The sequence below is a fragment of the Streptococcus oralis ATCC 49296 genome (assembly GCF_000185265.1).
GTDB lineage: Bacteria > Bacillota > Bacilli > Lactobacillales > Streptococcaceae > Streptococcus > Streptococcus oralis_BC.
This window is the reverse complement of the sequence record NZ_GL622183.1, coordinates 1,369,822-1,388,844: the sequence shown is the minus strand read 5'-3', so window position 1 is coordinate 1,388,844 and position 19,023 is coordinate 1,369,822. Positions and strand designations below refer to the sequence as shown.

At 38.6% G+C, this 19,023-nt stretch carries 18 protein-coding genes; 6 read left to right on the top strand and 12 right to left on the bottom strand.

The window, feature by feature from the left end; genetic code table 11:
• Positions 1-10 precede the first annotated feature (10 nt).
• Positions 11-1,024, top strand: a complete 1,014-nt coding sequence (locus HMPREF8578_RS08925; protein WP_000665604.1) for a lactonase family protein — start codon at positions 11-13, stop codon at positions 1,022-1,024.
• 31 nt (positions 1,025-1,055) lie between these two features.
• Here HMPREF8578_RS08925 and HMPREF8578_RS08920 read toward each other — a convergent pair whose 3' ends face one another.
• The 11 genes from HMPREF8578_RS08920 to HMPREF8578_RS08875 form a co-directional block, all read right to left on the bottom strand.
• Positions 1,056-1,475 carry a F0F1 ATP synthase subunit epsilon gene (locus tag HMPREF8578_RS08920; RefSeq protein ID WP_000940836.1) on the bottom strand — a complete coding sequence of 140 codons (420 nt, stop codon included), beginning with the start codon at positions 1,473-1,475 and terminating at the stop codon, positions 1,056-1,058.
• A gap of 10 nt (positions 1,476-1,485) precedes the next feature.
• Positions 1,486-2,892, bottom strand: a complete 1,407-nt coding sequence (gene atpD / locus HMPREF8578_RS08915; RefSeq protein ID WP_000094372.1) for a F0F1 ATP synthase subunit beta — start codon at positions 2,890-2,892, stop codon at positions 1,486-1,488.
• 191 nt (positions 2,893-3,083) lie between these two features.
• Positions 3,084-3,962: a F0F1 ATP synthase subunit gamma gene (locus HMPREF8578_RS08910; RefSeq protein ID WP_000301228.1), complete on the bottom strand. Its 879-nt coding sequence runs from the start codon at positions 3,960-3,962 to the stop codon at positions 3,084-3,086.
• A 15-nt stretch (positions 3,963-3,977) separates the two neighbouring features.
• A complete protein-coding gene (gene atpA, locus HMPREF8578_RS08905) occupies positions 3,978-5,483 on the bottom strand; it encodes a F0F1 ATP synthase subunit alpha (RefSeq protein WP_000996619.1) in 1,506 nt (501 codons plus the stop codon).
• Positions 5,484-5,497: 14 nt separating this feature from the next.
• Positions 5,498-6,034, bottom strand: a complete 537-nt coding sequence (locus HMPREF8578_RS08900; RefSeq protein ID WP_000358982.1) for a F0F1 ATP synthase subunit delta — start codon at positions 6,032-6,034, stop codon at positions 5,498-5,500.
• Complete coding sequence (gene atpF / locus HMPREF8578_RS08895) at positions 6,034-6,528, bottom strand: F0F1 ATP synthase subunit B (protein WP_000558543.1); 495 nt, start codon at positions 6,526-6,528, stop codon at positions 6,034-6,036. Before atpF ends, HMPREF8578_RS08900 begins: the two co-directional genes overlap by 1 nt.
• A gap of 13 nt (positions 6,529-6,541) precedes the next feature.
• On the bottom strand, positions 6,542-7,258 hold the full coding sequence (gene atpB, locus HMPREF8578_RS08890) for a F0F1 ATP synthase subunit A (RefSeq protein ID WP_000392869.1): 717 nt from the start codon (positions 7,256-7,258) through the stop codon (positions 6,542-6,544).
• A 34-nt stretch (positions 7,259-7,292) separates the two neighbouring features.
• A complete protein-coding gene (locus tag HMPREF8578_RS08885; protein ID WP_001054556.1) occupies positions 7,293-7,493 on the bottom strand; it encodes a F0F1 ATP synthase subunit C in 201 nt (66 codons plus the stop codon).
• A gap of 231 nt (positions 7,494-7,724) precedes the next feature.
• Positions 7,725-8,036 carry a CHY zinc finger protein gene (locus HMPREF8578_RS12460; protein ID WP_001070653.1) on the bottom strand — a complete coding sequence of 104 codons (312 nt, stop codon included), beginning with the start codon at positions 8,034-8,036 and terminating at the stop codon, positions 7,725-7,727.
• Between the two features lie 14 nt (positions 8,037-8,050).
• Positions 8,051-9,337, bottom strand: coding sequence for a peptidase U32 family protein (locus HMPREF8578_RS08880; RefSeq protein WP_000169101.1), 1,287 nt, complete (start codon positions 9,335-9,337; stop codon positions 8,051-8,053).
• Between the two features lie 136 nt (positions 9,338-9,473).
• A complete protein-coding gene (locus HMPREF8578_RS08875; protein WP_000936198.1) occupies positions 9,474-10,172 on the bottom strand; it encodes a GntR family transcriptional regulator in 699 nt (232 codons plus the stop codon).
• 140 nt (positions 10,173-10,312) lie between these two features.
• Between HMPREF8578_RS08875 and guaA the strand changes: the two genes are divergently transcribed.
• The 3 genes from guaA (at position 10,313) to HMPREF8578_RS08860 (ending at position 15,319) form a co-directional block, all read left to right on the top strand.
• Positions 10,313-11,875 carry a glutamine-hydrolyzing GMP synthase gene (guaA, locus tag HMPREF8578_RS08870; protein ID WP_000036615.1) on the top strand — a complete coding sequence of 521 codons (1,563 nt, stop codon included), beginning with the start codon at positions 10,313-10,315 and terminating at the stop codon, positions 11,873-11,875.
• A 220-nt stretch (positions 11,876-12,095) separates the two neighbouring features.
• Complete coding sequence (locus HMPREF8578_RS08865; protein ID WP_000625646.1) at positions 12,096-14,111, top strand: hypothetical protein; 2,016 nt, start codon at positions 12,096-12,098, stop codon at positions 14,109-14,111.
• Positions 14,112-14,161: 50 nt separating this feature from the next.
• Entirely contained in the window at positions 14,162-15,319 is a 1,158-nt protein-coding gene (locus tag HMPREF8578_RS08860) for a hypothetical protein (RefSeq protein WP_002893217.1), read from the top strand.
• An 87-nt stretch (positions 15,320-15,406) separates the two neighbouring features.
• Here the strand turns inward: HMPREF8578_RS08860 and HMPREF8578_RS08855 are convergent, their stop codons facing one another.
• Positions 15,407-15,667, bottom strand: coding sequence for a hypothetical protein (locus tag HMPREF8578_RS08855; RefSeq protein ID WP_000505233.1), 261 nt, complete (start codon positions 15,665-15,667; stop codon positions 15,407-15,409).
• Positions 15,668-16,203: 536 nt separating this feature from the next.
• On the opposite strand from HMPREF8578_RS08855, the gene HMPREF8578_RS08850 reads away from it, so the two are divergent.
• Together HMPREF8578_RS08850 and HMPREF8578_RS08845 are read left to right on the top strand one after the other, a co-directional pair.
• Entirely contained in the window at positions 16,204-16,977 is a 774-nt protein-coding gene (locus HMPREF8578_RS08850; protein WP_000447874.1) for an ABC transporter ATP-binding protein, read from the top strand.
• The gene (locus tag HMPREF8578_RS08845) at positions 16,967-19,021 is read left to right on the top strand and encodes an FtsX-like permease family protein (RefSeq protein ID WP_000491810.1); all 2,055 of its coding nucleotides are present in this window, start codon (positions 16,967-16,969) and stop codon (positions 19,019-19,021) included. Before HMPREF8578_RS08850 ends, HMPREF8578_RS08845 begins: the two co-directional genes overlap by 11 nt.
• Positions 19,022-19,023 lie beyond the last annotated feature (2 nt).

Here is a 19,023-nt window from a genome sequence, read left to right as displayed (position 1 = left end):
AGGTATGGACATGAAAGAAACTGTTTATTTTGGAACTTACACTCGTCGCTTATCTAAAGGGATTTACAAGGCAGATTTTGATACAGAAACAGGCCAGCTTGAAAATCTTGAACTCTTTGCTGCTGAACCAAGTCCAACCTACCTTGCCTTTGACCAACAGCAACACTTATACACCGTAGGGAGCCAGGATGGCTTAGGTGGAATCGCTGCTTACAAGACAGATGGCGCTTTGCTAAATCATGTGGTTGAAGAAGGCGCTCCCCATTGTTATGTGGCAGTGGATGAAAAGCGTGGTCTCGTTTATGGGGCCAACTATCATAAAGGTCAAGTTCTGGTTTATAAACGTCAAACGGATGGTAGCCTCATCCAAACGGATCTAGTTCAGCATAGTGGACAAGGTCCTCATGAAAATCAAACTTCTCCTCATGTCCACTTTACAGATCTAACACCTGACCAGTATCTCGTCACCTGTGATCTAGGTACGGATGAAGTAACGACCTACGATGTTAGTCCTGAAGGAAAACTAAGTAAACTCTACACTTATCACAGCCAAGCTGGAGCAGGTGCACGCCACATCGTTTTCCACCACCACTATAAGATTGCCTATCTCATCTGCGAACTTAATAGCACTATAGAGGTCTTGATTTATGATGGGGTTGGTGAATTTGAACGCATGCAAGTTATTTCAACCTTACCAGATGGATACGAAGGCTTTAATGCTACTGCTGCCATTCGTCTTTCAAAAGATGGCAAATACCTCTATGCATCCAACCGAGGTCATGATTCCATTGCAGTCTATACAATCCTCGCTGATGGTAGCTTGGAATTATTAGAGATTGTACCAAGCCATGGTAAAAATCCACGTGATTTCGACCTAACTCCTGATCAAGAGTTTCTCATTGCTGTTCATCAAGATTCTGATAACGCAACCGTCTTTAAGCGCAATCCTAAAAGTGGCCGTCTTGCAGAGCTTTCTAACGACTTCCATGTCCCTGAAGCAGTCTGCATCAACTTCCCACATTAAAAAAATGAACTTGAGTTTCAAGTTCATTTTTTTATAGTCTATTTCCGACATTGATACGGTTGATAGCACGTTGCAATGCGATTTTTGCACGACGTTCTTGGTCAATCAAGTGTTTATCATGGGCTTCTTCGATTTCTCGTTCAGCGCGAAGTTTCGCGCGTTCTGCACGACTGATATCAATATCACGAGCACGCTCTGCTGAGTCTGCTACAATGGTAATGATATCATTAGCAATCTCGATAATTCCTCCGTTCACTGCAATCCAGTTCACATGAGTATCATCATCGATACGTTTTACCTTCACTTCATCAACCGCTAAAACAGCAATCATATTTTCATGTCGTGGCAAGATCCCCATCTCACCATCCAGAGTTCGTACCGATACAAAGCTGGCATGGTGATCATAGACGAGGCCATCTGGTGTCACGATCTGGACAGTTAAATGAGCCATAGATCACCTCTTAAAATCCCATTTTCTCTGCCTTAGCAATGACGTCTTCGATTGAACCGACACCACGGAAGGCATCTTCTGGTAGCTGGTCATGTTTTCCTTCAAGGATTTCCTTAAAGCCACGAACTGTTTCCGCTACTGGCACATAAGAACCAGGTTGACCAGTAAATTGTTCTGCAACGTTAAAGTTTTGAGACAAGAAGAACTGGATACGACGTGCACGTGCAACCAAGGTCTTTTCTTCATCAGAAAGTTCATCCATACCAAGGATAGCAATGATATCTTGCAATTCATGGTAACGTTGAAGGACACGTTTAACCTCAGCAGCAACTGCATAGTGCTCCTCACCAACAATCTCAGGTGCCAAGGCACGAGAGCTTGAAGCTAGAGGGTCAACGGCTGGGTAAATACCCAACTGTACCAACTTACGTTCCAAGTTTGTAGTTGAATCCAAGTGAGCGAAGGCTGTTGCTGGCGCAGGGTCAGTGTAGTCATCCGCAGGCACGTAGATAGCCTGGATAGAGGTTACAGAACCCTTCTTAGTTGATGTGATACGTTCTTGCAATTGACCCATTTCCGTAGCAAGTGTTGGTTGGTAACCAACGGCTGAAGGCATCCGACCCAAAAGGGCAGATACTTCTGAACCAGCTTGAGTGAAACGGAAGATATTGTCAATGAAAAGAAGCACATCTTGGCCTTCTACATCACGGAAGTATTCGGCGATTGTCAAACCAGTAAGGGCAACACGCATACGTGCTCCTGGTGGCTCATTCATCTGACCAAATACCATGGCTGTTTTCTCGATAACACCTGATTCTTTCATTTCCCAGTAAAGGTCATTCCCTTCACGAGTACGTTCTCCAACACCGGTAAATACTGAAATACCACCGTGTTCTTGGGCAATGTTGTGAATCAATTCTTGGATCAAGACGGTTTTACCAACTCCGGCACCACCAAAGAGTCCAACTTTACCACCTTTTAAGTAAGGGGCAAGAAGGTCGATAACCTTGATCCCTGTTTCCAAGATTTCAGATGAGGTAGACAATTCATCAAAAGTTGGAGCTTTCTTATGAATTGGCTGACGCTCAGCGTCTTCAGCGAAAGGAGCATCCAAGTCAATGGTATCTCCCAAAACATTGAAGACACGTCCCAAAGTTTCTTTACCTACTGGAACTGAGATTGGACGACCTGTGTCCAAAACTTCCATTCCACGAGTCAAACCATCTGTTGATTCCATGGCGATCGTACGAACCATACCATCACCCAACTCCAAGGCTACTTCAAGGACGATTTTTGTTTTTCTTTCGTCATTTTTGTAGACGACAAGTGCATTATTAATCTCAGGAAGTGTTTCCCCTGCTGCAAACAAAACGTCTACAACGGGTCCGATAACCTGAGCAATTTTACCTGAACTCATCTCCTTCTCCTATTCTATATAAGATACTGTCGGTTCCTAGTTCAACTAGGTCCTAATACTCTTCGAAAATCAAATTCAAACCACGTCAGCATCACCTTACCGTACTCAAGTACAGCCTGCGGCTAGCTTCCTAGTTTGCTCTTTGATTTTCATTGAGTATAAGTTCATTTTCATACGAGCTGGACTAAATCCTATTCTAAGGCACTAGCCCCCGCTACGATTTCTGTAATTTCTTGTGTAATCGCCGCCTGTCTAGCACGGTTATACTGGATTGTCAAATCATTGATGACCTTCTTGGCATTATCAGTCGCCGTTTGCATGGCGGTCATACCTGCAGCATTTTCAGCTGTCTTGGCATCGATAATAGCCCCGTAAATCATACTTTCGGCATACTGTGGCAACAACTGCTCTAGAATCTCATCACGGCTCGTTTCCAACTCAAAGGTCAAGCTATACTCTTCATCCGCTTCATTTGGATCCAAGTCAACAATCGGAAGCATTTGTTCCACACGCATTTGACTTGTGAGAGTATTGACATGATGGTTGTAGCAGACGTACAATTCATCAAAAAGTTCGTTTTGGTACATCTCAATCGTTTTTGAAATAATTTTACGAACTTCATCAAAACTAGGTTGATCCGCCAAGCCACGTAGTTCATAGATTGGCTGAATACCACGAGCCTTAAAGAAATCAGCTCCCATACCACCGATACAGATTATCTCAAAATCTTTACCATCTGGATGGTATTCTTCTTTTAACTCCATCACAGCTTTAAGGATGGAAGCATTATAACCTCCAACCAAGCCACGGTCTGAAGTAATAACGATATAGCCTGTTTTCTTAACTGGGCGACTGATGAGCATTGGATTGGTTGAACCACCAGATCCGTTACCATGTAGAATATCCGTCAAAAGCTTACGAACTTTCTGAGCGTAAACTTGGAAGTTGCGCGCTGCTTCTTCAGAGCGACCTAACTTGGCAGCCGATACCATTTGCATGGCATTAGTGATTTGACTCGTATTTTTGGTTGAGGCGATTTTTGTTTTAATATCATTTAGAGATACTGCCATCTGACACCTCTATTCTTATTGGAAGCTGGATTGATTGAGAAACTCTGTAATCGCAGCATCCAAGACTGCTTCTTCTGGCAAGTCTTTTGTTTCACGAATGGTTTCCAAAATCTCTGGATAATGAGCATCAAAGAAAGTATGGAACTCTTCCTCAAAACGAACAATGTCACCTACAGGAATCGTATCCAAGAAACCATGTGTCAAAGCATAGAGAATGGTTACTTGTTTCTCAACAGGTAGTGGTTTATGGACAGGTTGTTTCAATACTTCCACAGTACGACGTCCACGATTTAACTTAGCCTGTGTTGCTGCATCCAAGTCAGAACCAAACTTAGTGAAGGCTTCCAACTCACGGTATGAAGCAAGGTCGATACGAAGTGTACCAGCAACTTTCTTCATGGCTTTAATCTGTGCCGAACCACCTACACGGGATACAGATGAACCCGCATCAATGGCTGGACGAATACCCGCATTGAAGAGACCATCACCAAGGAAGATTTGTCCGTCAGTGATAGAGATCACGTTGGTTGCGATATAGGCAGAGATATCTCCCGCTTGTGTCTCGATAAATGGTAGAGCTGTAATAGATCCACCACCAAGTTCATCAGAAACTTTAGCTGAGCGCTCAAGCAAACGGCTGTGGAGGTAGAAAACATCCCCTGGGAAGGCTTCACGACCTGGTGGACGACGAAGCAAGAGGGAAAGCTCACGATAAGCGACCGCTTGTTTTGAAAGATCATCATAAACAATCAAAACATGCTTGCCTTGGTACATAAACTCTTCTGCCATAGCAACTCCAGCATAAGGAGCTAGGAAGAGCAATGGAGATGGTTGTGAAGCAGAGGCTGTCACAACGATTGTGTAGTCCAAGGCACCGTACTGACGAAGTGTTTCTACTTGTGTACGGACTGTTGATTCTTTTTGTCCAATTGCTACGTAGATACAGATCATATCTTGACCTTTTTGGTTCAAGATCGTATCAATCGCAATAGTTGTTTTCCCTGTCTGACGGTCACCAATAATCAACTCACGTTGACCACGACCAATCGGAACAAGGGCGTCAATAGCTTTCAAACCTGTTTGCAATGGTTCTGATACAGACTTACGTTGCATAACGCCAGGAGCTGGCGCTTCCACTGGACGAGTCTTGTCAGTATGGATATCACCAAGACCATCAACTGGACGACCAAGTGGGTCGACAACACGTCCGATTAGGCTGTCCCCCACAGGTACTTCCATGATTTTACCTGTACGGCGAATGGTATCACCTTCACGAATATCTGTAAAGTCTCCAAGGATGATAATACCGACATCAGTTGACTCCAAGTTTTGCGCCATCCCATAAGAGCCGTTTTCAAAGATCAACAGCTCTCCACTCATGGCATTTTCAAGACCGTGAGCACGCGCAATTCCGTCCCCGATATAGGTTACAACACCTGTTTCAGACACATCAAAATTGGGTTTGAAATTTTCAATTTGTTGCTTAATTAAAGCGCTGATTTCTTGTGCGTTAATTGCCAAAAGAACACCACTTTCTATTTCAAATTTTCTTTAACAACTCGAAGTTGTTGTTTTATACTCACATCAATTGTCTTGTGATTAGCAAAAATGACAAAACCACCAATGAGTCCTTCATCAATTTGTTCTTTGATACTCCGTACTTTCAGAGACATTTTTTTCTCTATCAAGGGAAGCAAACGTTCCTTCTGTTCATCTGTTAAAGGATGAGCTGAAGAAATCGTGACTATAAACTGATTGGTTTCTCTTTCAAGACGATTCAAACAATCAACAATGATATCATAAAAAAGATTTGCTCTGTGATTGTAAATCAGAACCTGAATAAAATTTTGCATTAAAGGTGAGACAGAGTCTTGAAAAAAACCAACTGTTTTTTCCTTATCAGACTCATCAACTGCCACCTGAGCTAAAAAAGAAGGTAAGCCCGTTTCTTCTGCGACTTGCTTGATTTGATCCAAGTCTGAAAAAATCCGGTCCTCTTCTCCTTTTTCAATCACTAATTGGACAAAAGGCATGCTGTATTTTTCAATTACCTTTGCTGTTTTCTTGTCCATTAGGCTTCTCCTAGCTGATCGATATACTGATCAATGAGTTCCTTATGAGCATGACTGTCAAGGTTTTTTGAGATGATTTTACCAGCGAGACTAATCGTCAAATCTGCCACCTCTCCCTTAACACTTTGCAAAGCCTCAGCTTTATTCTGAGCAATTTCTTGATTCGCCTTCTCTTTTAAGCGACCTGCTTCTACTTTAGCATCTGCCAGAATATCTGCTTTACTCTTCTCTGCAGTCTCTTTAGCATTTTCAATGATTGTTTTGGCTTCGTTGCGACTACCAGCCAATTCATCTTCACGTTTTTGGGCAAGAGTTTCTGCTTTTTGACGAGCCTGTTCAGCTCCATCAATATCAGCAGCAATTTTATTTGCCCTTTCTTCGAAGACACTTGTCAGGTTTGACCACGCATATTTCTTAACTAAGACAATCAAAAGGATAAAAGAGCCAGCGATTAAAATAAAGTTACCAATTAATTCACCTACTGTTACGTGCATCTGTTACTCCTTTCTACTCTTCTCCATCATTTATCTTATTTCCTAAGTACATAGAAGACAACATGGTAAACACATAGGCTTGGATGCAGGAAATAAAGACAGAAAAGGCTGTCCAAGCCAAGTTAGCACCAAAAGCAACTGGATACCAATATAGAGCTTGATGAGATAGAGTGATTAGCAAACTAGCCATCACTTCTCCAGCAAAGATATTTCCGAACACCCGCAAGGCAAGTGATAAAAAGTTGGTAAACTCTTCTAAGATATTCATGGGAGTCATAAAGCCAGGTGTGATATAGGCTTTTAGATATTTTTTAATCCCACGGCGACGAATCCCTTCAATATGGGTCATCAGGATAATTCCAAATGATAAGGCCAAGTCAAACTGGAGATTTGCAGTTGGCGATGTCCAAAGGTTTGTCCCATCTGTAGTTTGAAGTTTCGCCATCAAACCGAGGTTATTTGCCAGTACCATAAATAGAAATAGACAAAGGAAAAAGAGCGAGTAGTCTTTCATGTAGCTTTTACCAATGTTAGGTTCTGTAAATCCAATAACGAAGTCATAGAAATACTCAAGTACATTTTGCTTTCCTTTGGGTTTCAAAGTCATATTGCGACTTGCCCAATAGATAAAGCCAAAAACAACTCCCACAATCAACAAGGTCATGGCTAACATGGTTAAATCAAAGGTAACAGGACCAATATTGATGGTTGGATTGATACTTTCTTCCATCTAGAATCCTCCCTTTTCTTCTCGTTCCATTTGTCTATTTGATGACGAATGAAAAGACGAGGGTAACCAAGAACGTTCCTTCAATAAAGGCAATCCCCATGATCATTAAGCTACGTAATTGTGGGATGATGTCTGGTTGGCGAGCTGCTGATTTGAACAAACCGTTCATCAACATACCTTCTGCAAGAGATACACCCATACAGGCAAGACAAAGACCGAAAAATGTTAAATTCATGATGAATTCTCCTTTTATTTAAAATTTACTTACTTAGTTTAGTCCTAAAATTTTGATTTGTCAACTTTTTACTTACGTTGGAAGCGTTTCAGCTGATTTATTTCTATTTTTGCTATTTTTACCCTATTCTATAGAAAGTTTTTACATTTTAGTTTGCGTGTTTTTCTTGATTTTACTATATTTTCTGAAACAAACTGAAAAATCCAAGTTAAGAACTTGGATCGATTCATTTTATTTAAAATAGTAGGAATAGTGTTGTTTACAACCTGGATTAAATGGTGCACTGCAGTAAGGACAAGCCATCTGTTTTTGGTAATCTTGGAAAGTCATTGTCCTCTTACAAACCCCACATAAAATCGGTCGATCCTCAGAAAGCGCTAAGGGATAGGGCGAAAACACATGCGTTTCTATAGCATTGTGGCACTGATAACAAGCATAATATTTTTTACACTCATAGCACTGAAGAGAAACGATGTCCTTTTCGCCATGATAATGAACGCATCTGCCTTCATCATCAACTAACAAACCTTGTGCTTGATTCATTCACTTTTCCTTTTCTAGGCACGAACTGTGACGCTGGTTCCATCTTCCTTATAGAGATTGATGAGACCTTCCTTGAGAGCGCGGACCATATCCCCGGCTTGAACAGGTTGTGGAACCTTAATGGTCAAGAGTTCCATTGGATTTGGGGCTCGGTCGATTTTATTGCCCTTGGCATCATGAAGGTCTTCGATATAAGTCTCAAAATGACGGAAACCTGGTCCATAAAACTCCACTTGATCACCTTCGTTGATGACATTGCGTTGACGAATGGTTGCCGTTTGAGTCGCATCATCATACGCAACCACTTCAGCGACAAACTTATATTCAGGAATTTTACGACGAGCGCCAAATAACTGTTCGTTTTCTGTAGGTGTACCATAGTAGAAACCTGTTGCCAATTCACGTTGAGCAACCTTCCACATCTCGTCTACCAAGTCTTGTTTGATGGCTTCAAATTTCTCAGGACTTTCGAGATAAGCATCTACAGCCGCCTTGTAACAGTTGGTCACAGTTGAAACATAGTGGATAGATTTCATGCGGCCTTCAATCTTGAGACTGTCTACACCGTTTTCAATCATATCTGGAATATGGTCAATCATAGACATGTCAACGGCTGACATTGAAAATTCTTCTGGAATTTCACCTTTCAGACTCTTACGTTCTTGACCAAAGGGCATGTCGTAAAGATCGTATTTCCAACGACAAGACTGAGAACAACCTCCACGGTTGGCATCACGCATACTCATGTGGTTTGAGAGCGTACAGCGACCTGAGTAAGAAATACACATGGCTCCATGGACAAAGGCCTCAATTTCTACATCAGTGCGTTTGCGAATCTCTGCCAATTCTTCCATTGAAACTTCACGGGCCAAAACCACGCGAGTTAGACCAAGTTCTTTCCAGAACTCTAAAGTTTCATAGTTCGTCGCACTGGCTTGGGTTGAAAGGTGGATTTCAAGACCTGGTGCTTCTGTTGCTGCAATCATAATCAAGGCTGGATCTGACACGATAACTGCGGCAATCCCAATGTCACGCAACTTACGGAACCATTCTCCAGCACCAGCTTCGTTTCCTTCGTGCATAACCATGTTAGCAGCCACATAGACCTTGGCACCGTACTTAGCAGCAAACTGCACGCCTTCTTCCATCTGTTCAAAGGTGAAGTTTCCTGCACGGCTACGAAGACCATAGGCTTGCCCACCGATAAAGACTGCGTCCGCACCATATTGGACAGCTACTTTCAGCTTCTCTAAAGTTCCTGCAGGTGATAAAACCTCAGGACGTTTTAATGTTTTTGTCATTTTTTCTCCTATTTGCAATATAAAAGTTTGACGTTTTTCCTTCTCATTTTATAGTAAATAATAGATAAAATCAAGCCTAGACAGATTGTTTTGACAATTCTAATCTTTTCTAAAACAAAAAACTAGCCTTTCTAGACTAGTTATTTTCAAGATAAAATTCAAAGCGTTCGCCCACGTATTGACTCTTTACATACTCAAAAGCCGTCCCATCTTCAAGATAAGAGACCTGAGTCAAGGCTAAAATGGCATGCCCCTTTTCGACTTCTAGATAGTGAGCAATCTTTTCCTTAGCCAATCTCGCATAAATGGTCTGTTGGGATTTGCCAATCCGGTAACCATGTTGCTGCAAGGTTTGAAAGAAATGACTGGTGATCTCTTCTTTTTTGAAATCCTTGATAAATTTCTCAGGAATGGATGCGACTTCATAGACTAGCGGAACTTGGTCAGCGTAACGCACCCGTTCCATACGGATAATATTCTCTGTCGGAGTAATCCCTAGCTTAGCGACCTCTTGCTCATTTGGAATGGTTCTTCTGTAAGAAATGAGTTGGCTGGAAGGGACTTTCCCCTGAGATTTGACAATCTCCGTAAAACTGGTTGTACCCCGCATTTTTTCTTGGACACGAGTGCTAGAGACAAAAGTCCCACTTCCTACACGACGCTCCAAAACTCCCTCCTCAACCAAGAGGGAGATAGCTTGGCGTAATGTCATCCGGCTAACTTGAAACTGTTCAGCTAAATCTCGTTCACTTGGCAGTCTTTCTCCTATCATCCAACGATGCTCGTCGATATCTTTTTTTATCTGATCGTGGATTTTCATATAAGCTGGTAACATGCTTTTCACTTCTTTTCTTTGTTTTCTCTATTGTACCGTATTTGCTAAGAAAAAGTCAAACTTTGCCTTGTTTAGTTGGTAATTCGCCCTCATTTGTGATAAAATATTGAAAAAGATATTTCTTTTGAGAAAGGAAAAAGATGAGCAAGATTTCAACTGATTTGCAAGATGTCGAAAAAATCATCGTACTGGACTATGGTAGCCAATACAACCAGCTGATTTCACGCCGTATTCGTGAAATTGGTGTTTTTTCAGAGCTAAAAAGCCATAAGATTTCAGCTACAGAGGTTCGTGCGATTAACCCTGTAGGAATCATTCTCTCAGGTGGACCAAATTCTGTTTATGAAGAGGGTTCATTTGATATTGACCCAGAAATTTTTGAACTTGGTATTCCAATTTTGGGAATCTGCTATGGTATGCAACTTCTTACCCACAAACTTGGAGGTAAGGTTGTCCCAGCAGGCGATGCTGGAAACCGCGAGTATGGTCAATCCCCACTTACTCACACTCCTTCTGCCCTCTTTGAAGGTACACCAGAAGAACAGATTGTTTTGATGAGCCATGGTGATGCTGTTACAGAGATTCCAGCTGACTTTGTCCGTACAGGAACGTCCGCTGACTGTCCTTATGCAGCTATTGAAAATCCAGACAAACATATCTACGGTATCCAATTCCATCCAGAGGTTCGCCATTCTGTCTATGGAAATGATATCCTTCGCAACTTTGCCCTTAACATCTGTAAAGCTAAGGGTGACTGGTCAATGGACAACTTCATCGACATGCAGATCAAGAAAATCCGTGAAACTGTAGGTGACAAGCGTGTTCTTCTCGGTCTATCAGGTGGTGTTGACTCTTCTGTTGTTGGAGTTCTTCTTCAAAAAGCAATCGGTGATCAATTAATCTGTATCTTTGTAGACCACGGTCTTCTCCGTAAGGGAGAGGCTGACCAAGTTATGGACATGCTTGGTGGTAAGTTTGGTTTGAATATCGTTAAAGCAGACGCTGCAAAACGCTTCCTTGACAAACTTGCTGGCGTTTCTGACCCTGAACAAAAACGTAAAATCATCGGTAATGAGTTTGTTTATGTCTTTGATGACGAAGCAAGTAAGCTAAAAGATGTGAAATTCCTTGCTCAAGGAACGCTTTACACTGACGTGATTGAGTCTGGTACAGATACTGCTCAAACCATCAAATCACACCACAACGTGGGTGGTCTTCCAGAAGACATGCAGTTTGAATTGATTGAACCATTGAACACTCTTTATAAAGACGAAGTTCGTGCCCTCGGTACAGAGCTTGGTATGCCAGACCACATCGTATGGCGTCAACCATTCCCAGGACCAGGACTCGCTATCCGTGTCATGGGTGAAATCACTGAAGAAAAACTAGAAACTGTTCGTGAGTCTGATGCTATCCTACGTGAAGAAATCGCTAAAGCTGGTCTTGACCGCGATATCTGGCAATATTTCACTGTCAACACAGGCGTTCGTTCAGTAGGTGTTATGGGTGATGGTCGTACTTATGATTACACAATCGCCATTCGTGCAATCACTTCTATCGATGGTATGACAGCTGACTTTGCCAAAATTCCTTGGGATGTCCTTCAAAAGATTTCTGTACGTATCGTTAACGAAGTAGACCACGTTAACCGCATCGTCTACGATATTACAAGTAAACCACCAGCAACTGTGGAGTGGGAATAATGGAGAGGCTTGATTTACCTTCAAAATAGCGATTCTACAGCAGTTTAGCAGGAACAAAATAGTCTAAAAAGAGTGTATCTTCGTTTGATTCCCCCCTAAATCCCCCCGAAAAGTTAGTTAAAATTTTTTTTGACCAACATTTTTGGAGGGATTTTTATAATAAAAAGTACAAAGTATTTTTATAGCACGTAATTTTATTTTTCAAATGTAAAAAATATATATGATTTCTAGAGTAAAATTTTATGATGTAAATGACTTATCTATCGGTTTCTATTTTCCAAGAATTCAAGAAATTTTAGATGCTTATTTATCGAATTCTTATAGCCTAAATTCTTTTTTGGAAGCCCTTGAATTTTATAATATTATCAAATTCATAGAAAATGAGGTTTTTTCAATTGACTGGTCGCTAAGCTATATTGAAGAAATAAAGAAATCTCTTCCTTCGATGATTCAACTACAAAATAATTATTTTGGTTCTGCTCCGAAAGATGAGATTTTAAATAACATAAAACTTCTACAAAGCGAATATAACTATCGTGAAGACTTTTTTGAGATATTTACATTATTTAACTATGGTCAAAAAATTAGTGAAGTAGAGTTTGTGCAATATTTTATAGAATCCAATCTACATTTATGTCATCTCTTAAAAAATACCTATTTTCTAAAAAAGTATCCTACTTTCATTAAGCAATTTTTTCTGAGTTCACCCTCTCATCTTGAAATATTACTCGATAATTTTGTAGATTCAAATTCATGTAAAAATGTTATCCCAAGTAATATCACAAATTTAGAGTGGAATGATTTAATTGAAAAATATATTTGTGACCCCGATGTGAATATAAATTATTTAAAAATTTTAAGAAACCCTATAAAAGGTTTCGATAAGAATAGATACTTTCAACTTACAGATAAACAAAAACTGTTGATTGACAAAAAAATTCAAGAATTTAATTCTAGTTTTAATGATAAGGATTTTGGAATTCAAGTTGATATTAGAGTATATACAAAGAAGGAAGCGTACTATTACGCAATTAAAAAGAGTAGGGAGCTTCATATTGAGGGAATTGAAAAAGGTTTGTATAATCCTATTGCAGTCGCAACAGGTGGAGCTAGGCCAAAACAATATGAATATACATTATCAACTTTTATAGATAGTGCTAAACTTTTTGAAAAACATAATTTTCAAAATATATTAGACTATTTTTGTAAAGACTTTGAACTGAGCACAAGTGTTGGTACTTTTGCATTAGCAAGCTTTCCTCAATTAGAGATGGGAGTACTTGAAAGAACGTTAGGCATTTCGACTAGAAATCACTATAAATTTGGTTTTTACTTCTCAGTCAAGCATCAACTATACGTGATGAAACTGATTGCTTTATCAAAAATACTACAGAAATTCAGTCTAAGAATTGAAGATTTCATTACTTGGTTTTTCGATATTTTCCTGACTAATCAGTACGGTATTGATTGGATACATTTTGATGTGCCTTCAATTTCAGAAACAACGGGAAATAAAACAGCAACACTTTTTAGAATCGAAGAATCATTAAGAAAACAATACAAATTATTGAGTGAAGAAGGGCTTATTGATGTAAATTTGTATAATATTACTTCTACTCCTTCAATTGAATCTTTGCAGAGTTTTACTAAAAGAAAATACTTCTCAATGAATAATTTAGATAATAATATTCAACAGATTGTTAATTTATTATTCTCTGACCAAAGTCCTATTCATTTTATTAATGAGGAATACAAAGGAAGCAACTTTAAGGAATTAATTTCACAACAATGCTTGAGTTATGCAAATTTTCATGAATATCAAATAGATTACATAAAACTACTAATAGAAGCTGGAATTTGCCAAAATGATACAGGTGTTATATCTTTTAAAGATATGTCCCAAATAAGTCTTTTAGAAAAAATATTCTTATATGGCTCTGTTAATAGTATATCTTTATCTGAATCTGAAAAACTCAGTGCTGATAGGATGCTTGATAATGGATGGTTAATATTTTCGGATACCTTATTTTCAATTCAAGAAATTAATTATTTGAATTTTGTTCTAAATAACAAATCATATGACAATAGCTGGGGAATCAGAAATAAGTATTTGCATGGAGTACCTATTTATGATTCTATTCAGCAATATGAGTATGAATATCATCTCATTCTGCTCATATTAATTTTCTATATTATCAAAATAAATGAGGAACTCAAACATCGTAGTTATTGCTAACCAAATTCATTCACAAATAATATTCTACTGATTAACTATCGGAGCTTTTTATGACTACAATATTCTTTTCATGGCAATCTGACTTACCGAATAAAACAAATAGAAATTTAATTGAGAATTCTATAAAATTAGCATTGAAAAAAATGAACCAAGATTCTCCGTACTCTCTTATCACTGAAATTGACAGAGATACAAAAGGTGTTCTAGGTAGTCCAGATATTGTTGATTCAATATTAACCAAAATTGATAAGTGTGGCCTATTTATAGCAGATATATCAATTATAAACAGTAGTTTAAATGGTAAAAGAACTCCTAACCCTAACGTATTATTTGAATTAGGATATGCAGTAAAGTGTCTAGGGTGGGATAGAGTTATTTGTGTGTTCAATTCTGATTTTGGCGATGTTTCAGAACTACCTTTCGATTTACGTAATAGACGAATTCTAACTTATGAAACATCCAATATTTCCGAAACAAGGAAAAAGTTAGCTGATATATTTAAACAAATAATTGATAAGAATTACTATACTTTAGAACAAGTCCAAGAAGTTAGTGACTTTTATAGTATAAAAATCTATTCATGCTTTATTAATATCATATCAAGAATTATAAAGGTTTTATATGGAAGTGAAACTGTCTGCTCTTTTGAAGCAATTACTAATGTTTTAAATATGACTCCTACAGAAATAAATAGACTACTTTCGCATGAATTGCTGGGTTTTAACTTATTTACAAGCTATGACGAGCAAATTAAAATATTAACAAACGAGTTAGATAGAATCACCTCTATTAATATGTTTAACACAAACCTGTATATACCCATTATTAAATTAATTAAGGAATTAAAATCCCATAATCTTTTTATTAATAGAGAACATTTTTTTGAAAATTTTAAAGTAAATACACCCATTATGAATGACTATAGTATCATTCATAATAGTGATAATAACGAAATTCCAAATAGATATGCTCTAGGAAAGAAAATTGATGCCAATAGAGCAAAAATCGTAGATTTCACCGATATTAAACGAACTGACCATGTTAAATTTGCTTTAACTCACTTCTGTTTAGATGTAAATACATATAACGTTTACTATAATCATTATGTTTGTATTCTTAAATATATCAATGAGTTTATTAGTAATAATGATGGGAAATTTTTAATTGACAATACAGAAATATTAATAAAAAATGTAAAAAAACTGTAATTAGATGATTAATATAAAATATTACTTACAAACTTACAAGAATAGAGCCTGATAGATTACATATCAAGCTCTATTTTTTGGTTTATTCTATTTACTTAATGTTACTGTTTCACCACTATCTCCTGCTAAATCAGGCATTGTTACAGAATCTCCAGAAACTGAATATTTCAGCTCAGTACCATTGTTATCACTTATAATCTGTTTGTCTGTATCAATAGCTACTTTCTCGGAATAGAGGTACTTCACATTATTGCCTCTCTCTGAAAGGAGATTGATATTAAATATGTTTTCATCACCACTTACTTTTAGTTCGTAATGCAATGTCAATTCTTCGTCTTCGAATCCCATTTCAGAACCATCAATACCGCTTTTTTCGTATGAATATGTTCCTGATAGCCGACTATCATTAGTACTTGTACAGTGGTGCTGATAAATTGATAGCTCAACTACTTACAAATGCAATTACCATACAAACCGCATCAGAAACAAGAGTAAAATTTAATTGAAATCAACATATGAAAAAATCAATCCCCCCGAAAAATCCCCCCCATTGAAGTATATAACCCTTCTAAACCCTTGATTTACAAGGGATAGGGATATACCAGTCTCAATTGAGTGGGAATAGAATTTTCTATAAAATAATAAATAATACTGCTGGAGCATGGACTACAGTAGTATTATTTTTTATAATTTCAATATTAAGAAAATTTCTCGACTCTCAACACCCCTTTTTAAATCCCTGAAACCATGCTATAATATAGTAAGTATAGCTCCAATAACCTGACTATAAATGTCAGCGATAAAGATTTCTTACATCATCCGTAAGTGTTATTCTACTCTGATTCATACTATAATGAAAGTAACAAAAGATGGAGGTGTTTCACATGGAAACAATTTTACGAGTAGAATCATTAACAAAGCATTATGGAAAAGAGCCGAATAGCACCAAGGCCTTGAACGGCATATCTTTCCAAGTTGTAAAAGGTGAGTTCTTAGGAATTATGGGGAGTAGCGGTTCTGGGAAAACAACCCTTCTTAACTGTCTCGCTACCATTATCAAACCAACTGACGGATCCATTCAAATGCAAGAAAAGGATTTAGGTCAGTTAAAAGGTAGTCAGTTAGCTGATTATCGTGGCAAGGAAATCGGCTACCTCTTTCAAAATTTTGAGCTTTTGGATAATCTGACAGCCAAAGAAAATATTTTACTCCCCTTGTCTTTGCACAAGGTCGATGCCAACGAAAGCAAGGTTCGGTTAGAATTGCTTTCCCAATATCTGGATATTTCTGAACTTCTGGATAAGTTCCCATCTCAATTATCAGGTGGTCAACGGCAAAGGGTAGCTGCTGCTCGTGCCTTGATTTTGGACCCTAAGATTGTATTTGCGGATGAGCCCACAGGAGCTTTGGATTCAAAAAATGCGACCATTTTGATGCAAAAATTATCCGAAATGAATCAAGCGGAAGAAACCACCATTCTCATGGTGACCCACGATTCAGTCGCTGCCAGCTATTGCAACCGCATCTTGTTTATCCAAGACGGAAAACTATTCCATGAAATCCGTCGCGATTATCCAAGAGAAAGTCAAGAAGACTTCTACCACAGAATACTAAAGGTCATGGCGGCCCTAGCTGGAGGTGATGGCAATGTTTTCTAAATTAGTCTCAAGAAATAGCAAGAGAGATCGAAAAAATAATGGCTTGTACTTCAGTTCCATGATTCTTTCTATTATCTCCTTTTACATCATCCTTTCTTTGTCACATCAAGATGTGATGATCTTTCTAAAACAAATAGAAAGTGACGCTGTAAATAAACTCTTTAGCATGATTCCGATTCTTTATGTAGCAACACTCTTTATCCTCTTTTTTCTAGTCTACTTCGCAAGCAGTATGCAGATGGAAAGGAGAAAACATGAATTTGGTGTCTATCTCACACTGGGAATGCGAAGAAGCAAACTGTTCTTGCTACTCCTGCTCGAGGATTTGAGAAACAGTGTCCTTGCTCTTGGAATTGGCCTTCCAATTTCTATCTTGATTTCAGAACTAATCAGCCTAATAACCGCTAAAATTGTGGGACTAGGGATTATTGAACATCAATTTTCTCTATCTACTACAGCTCTACTCTATACAGTCATCGGCTTCCTAGCTGTTAAATTAGTCGTCTTTGTTCTTTTAAGTGCAAAAACAGCCAATAAGGAAATCGGAGATCTTCTTGCCTATTCTCCTTCTGGTATGAAGAAACTACTTCCCAAGGGGGTATACCTTCTTGCTTCCGTCCTCGGAATGTTGCTTCTCGGAACAGCCTATTACTTGGGGATGAGTGGACGAGCTTGGGAAAATGTCATAACAATGGGCATCACTGTTCTCTTGGGAACTCTAGGAACTATACTACTCTTCTTTGGTATGCGTTTATTTATAGACATTCTGGTCAATCTTGGTAGCAATCGAAAACTCCATACCTATAATTTTAGACAGATTCAGGAATTAGTTATCCAGCGCTCAACTATACTGGCCATCTGCTCCCTCTTAATCTTCTCTGCCTTATGCCTCTTTGGAGCAGGTGTTGCCATTGCAAGCGGCAATTCATGCAATCAAACCCACGTATTGGATTATACATTTAGAGATAGCAAGCAAGAATCAGATGAAAATATTGATGTGAATACAGTTAAAAAAGAGCTTGAAGCAGAAGGACTAGCATCACAGTTCTCAAAGATTCTACAAATCAAAGTCGGGAAACCAAAAGAAAACGAGTCCGTGTCCTTCGAAGAGATCATCAATGAGTTGAAAAAGCAAAAAGGCAGCAAGAACAAGGAAATTTTGCTCCAAAGATTTAAACAGTCTACTACTTCCCACCTCATACCAGTTTCCGAATACAATGAACTTAGAAAAGCTGCCAATCTCCCTCCTTTAGAATTAACTAGTAAGGAAGCCTACTTGTATATGGGAAAAGATTTTCTCCCTGATGAGAACTTGGTTAACTCTGTCCTAAAGACAAATCCTCAAATCAACGTCATGGGAAATGATATAAAATTGATTGGCGAAGTACAGTCTTTACCGATTGTAACGGATCGTGAAATCACCCTCTCTGTTGCCCTCATAGTCACAGATGAAGTCTTTATGAACTATACAGACGGTCACTATTCGAACTATGTCAGCGGTATCTTGGCTCCTGAGCTAGTCAAGGAAAAAGGCCTGATGAGAGCTATCTCAGATACAAATGAAAAGCTGAATCAAACTTCTCTTGGCTATGAAAGTTATATACAAAATATGGGAAGACAATTATTTTACATTATCTCTGCTAGCTATATTACTATTTATCTGGCAATCATTTTCCTTGTCGTTGCAAATACAATCATCGGCGTCCAGTTTTTGATGGGACAAAGACAATCCTACAGACGATATCAAACCTTGATCCATCTTGGAGCTAACTACGAAACTCTTTGTAAATCGTCAGAAAAACAAATCAACTGGTATTTCGGTCTGCCAATAGCCCTTGCACTTCTCAGTAGTAGCTTCGGAGTGAGCTCCCTCCTCACAGGAATAGTACCGGCTAGCGCAAGAATGGTCATGGTGCAGAAATTTATCACAGCCATGCTGATAGTACTGCTCTTGGCTGGATTTGAAGTCATCTATATAAGAATTGTAAAGAAAAATAGCAACAAGTACTTGTTATCCTTAATGGAACCTAAAAGAGATGAATAAGG

What these genes read in the sequence shown, in the direction of transcription:
- HMPREF8578_RS08865 (WP_000625646.1), top strand. Translation starts at nt 12,096, where the DNA reads ATGATTTCTAGAGTAAAATTTTATGATGTAAATGACTTATCTATCGGT.
- HMPREF8578_RS08900 (WP_000358982.1), bottom strand. Translation starts at nt 6,034, where the DNA reads ATGGACAAGAAAACAGCAAAGGTAATTGAAAAATACAGCATGCCTTTT.
- HMPREF8578_RS08925 (WP_000665604.1), top strand. Translation starts at nt 11, where the DNA reads ATGAAAGAAACTGTTTATTTTGGAACTTACACTCGTCGCTTATCTAAA.
- HMPREF8578_RS08855 (WP_000505233.1), bottom strand. Translation starts at nt 15,667, where the DNA reads ATGGGATTCGAAGACGAAGAATTGACATTGCATTACGAACTAAAAGTA.
- HMPREF8578_RS08875 (WP_000936198.1), bottom strand. Translation starts at nt 10,172, where the DNA reads ATGTTACCAGCTTATATGAAAATCCACGATCAGATAAAAAAAGATATC.
- atpB (WP_000392869.1), bottom strand. Translation starts at nt 7,258, where the DNA reads ATGGAAGAAAGTATCAATCCAACCATCAATATTGGTCCTGTTACCTTT.
- HMPREF8578_RS08860 (WP_002893217.1), top strand. Translation starts at nt 14,162, where the DNA reads ATGACTACAATATTCTTTTCATGGCAATCTGACTTACCGAATAAAACA.
- atpD (WP_000094372.1), bottom strand. Translation starts at nt 2,892, where the DNA reads ATGAGTTCAGGTAAAATTGCTCAGGTTATCGGACCCGTTGTAGACGTT.
- HMPREF8578_RS08850 (WP_000447874.1), top strand. Translation starts at nt 16,204, where the DNA reads ATGGAAACAATTTTACGAGTAGAATCATTAACAAAGCATTATGGAAAA.
- HMPREF8578_RS08845 (WP_000491810.1), top strand. Translation starts at nt 16,967, where the DNA reads ATGTTTTCTAAATTAGTCTCAAGAAATAGCAAGAGAGATCGAAAAAAT.
- HMPREF8578_RS08885 (WP_001054556.1), bottom strand. Translation starts at nt 7,493, where the DNA reads ATGAATTTAACATTTTTCGGTCTTTGTCTTGCCTGTATGGGTGTATCT.
- HMPREF8578_RS08920 (WP_000940836.1), bottom strand. Translation starts at nt 1,475, where the DNA reads ATGGCTCATTTAACTGTCCAGATCGTGACACCAGATGGCCTCGTCTAT.
- HMPREF8578_RS08880 (WP_000169101.1), bottom strand. Translation starts at nt 9,337, where the DNA reads ATGACAAAAACATTAAAACGTCCTGAGGTTTTATCACCTGCAGGAACT.
- HMPREF8578_RS12460 (WP_001070653.1), bottom strand. Translation starts at nt 8,036, where the DNA reads ATGAATCAAGCACAAGGTTTGTTAGTTGATGATGAAGGCAGATGCGTT.
- HMPREF8578_RS08910 (WP_000301228.1), bottom strand. Translation starts at nt 3,962, where the DNA reads ATGGCAGTATCTCTAAATGATATTAAAACAAAAATCGCCTCAACCAAA.
- atpF (WP_000558543.1), bottom strand. Translation starts at nt 6,528, where the DNA reads ATGCACGTAACAGTAGGTGAATTAATTGGTAACTTTATTTTAATCGCT.
- guaA (WP_000036615.1), top strand. Translation starts at nt 10,313, where the DNA reads ATGAGCAAGATTTCAACTGATTTGCAAGATGTCGAAAAAATCATCGTA.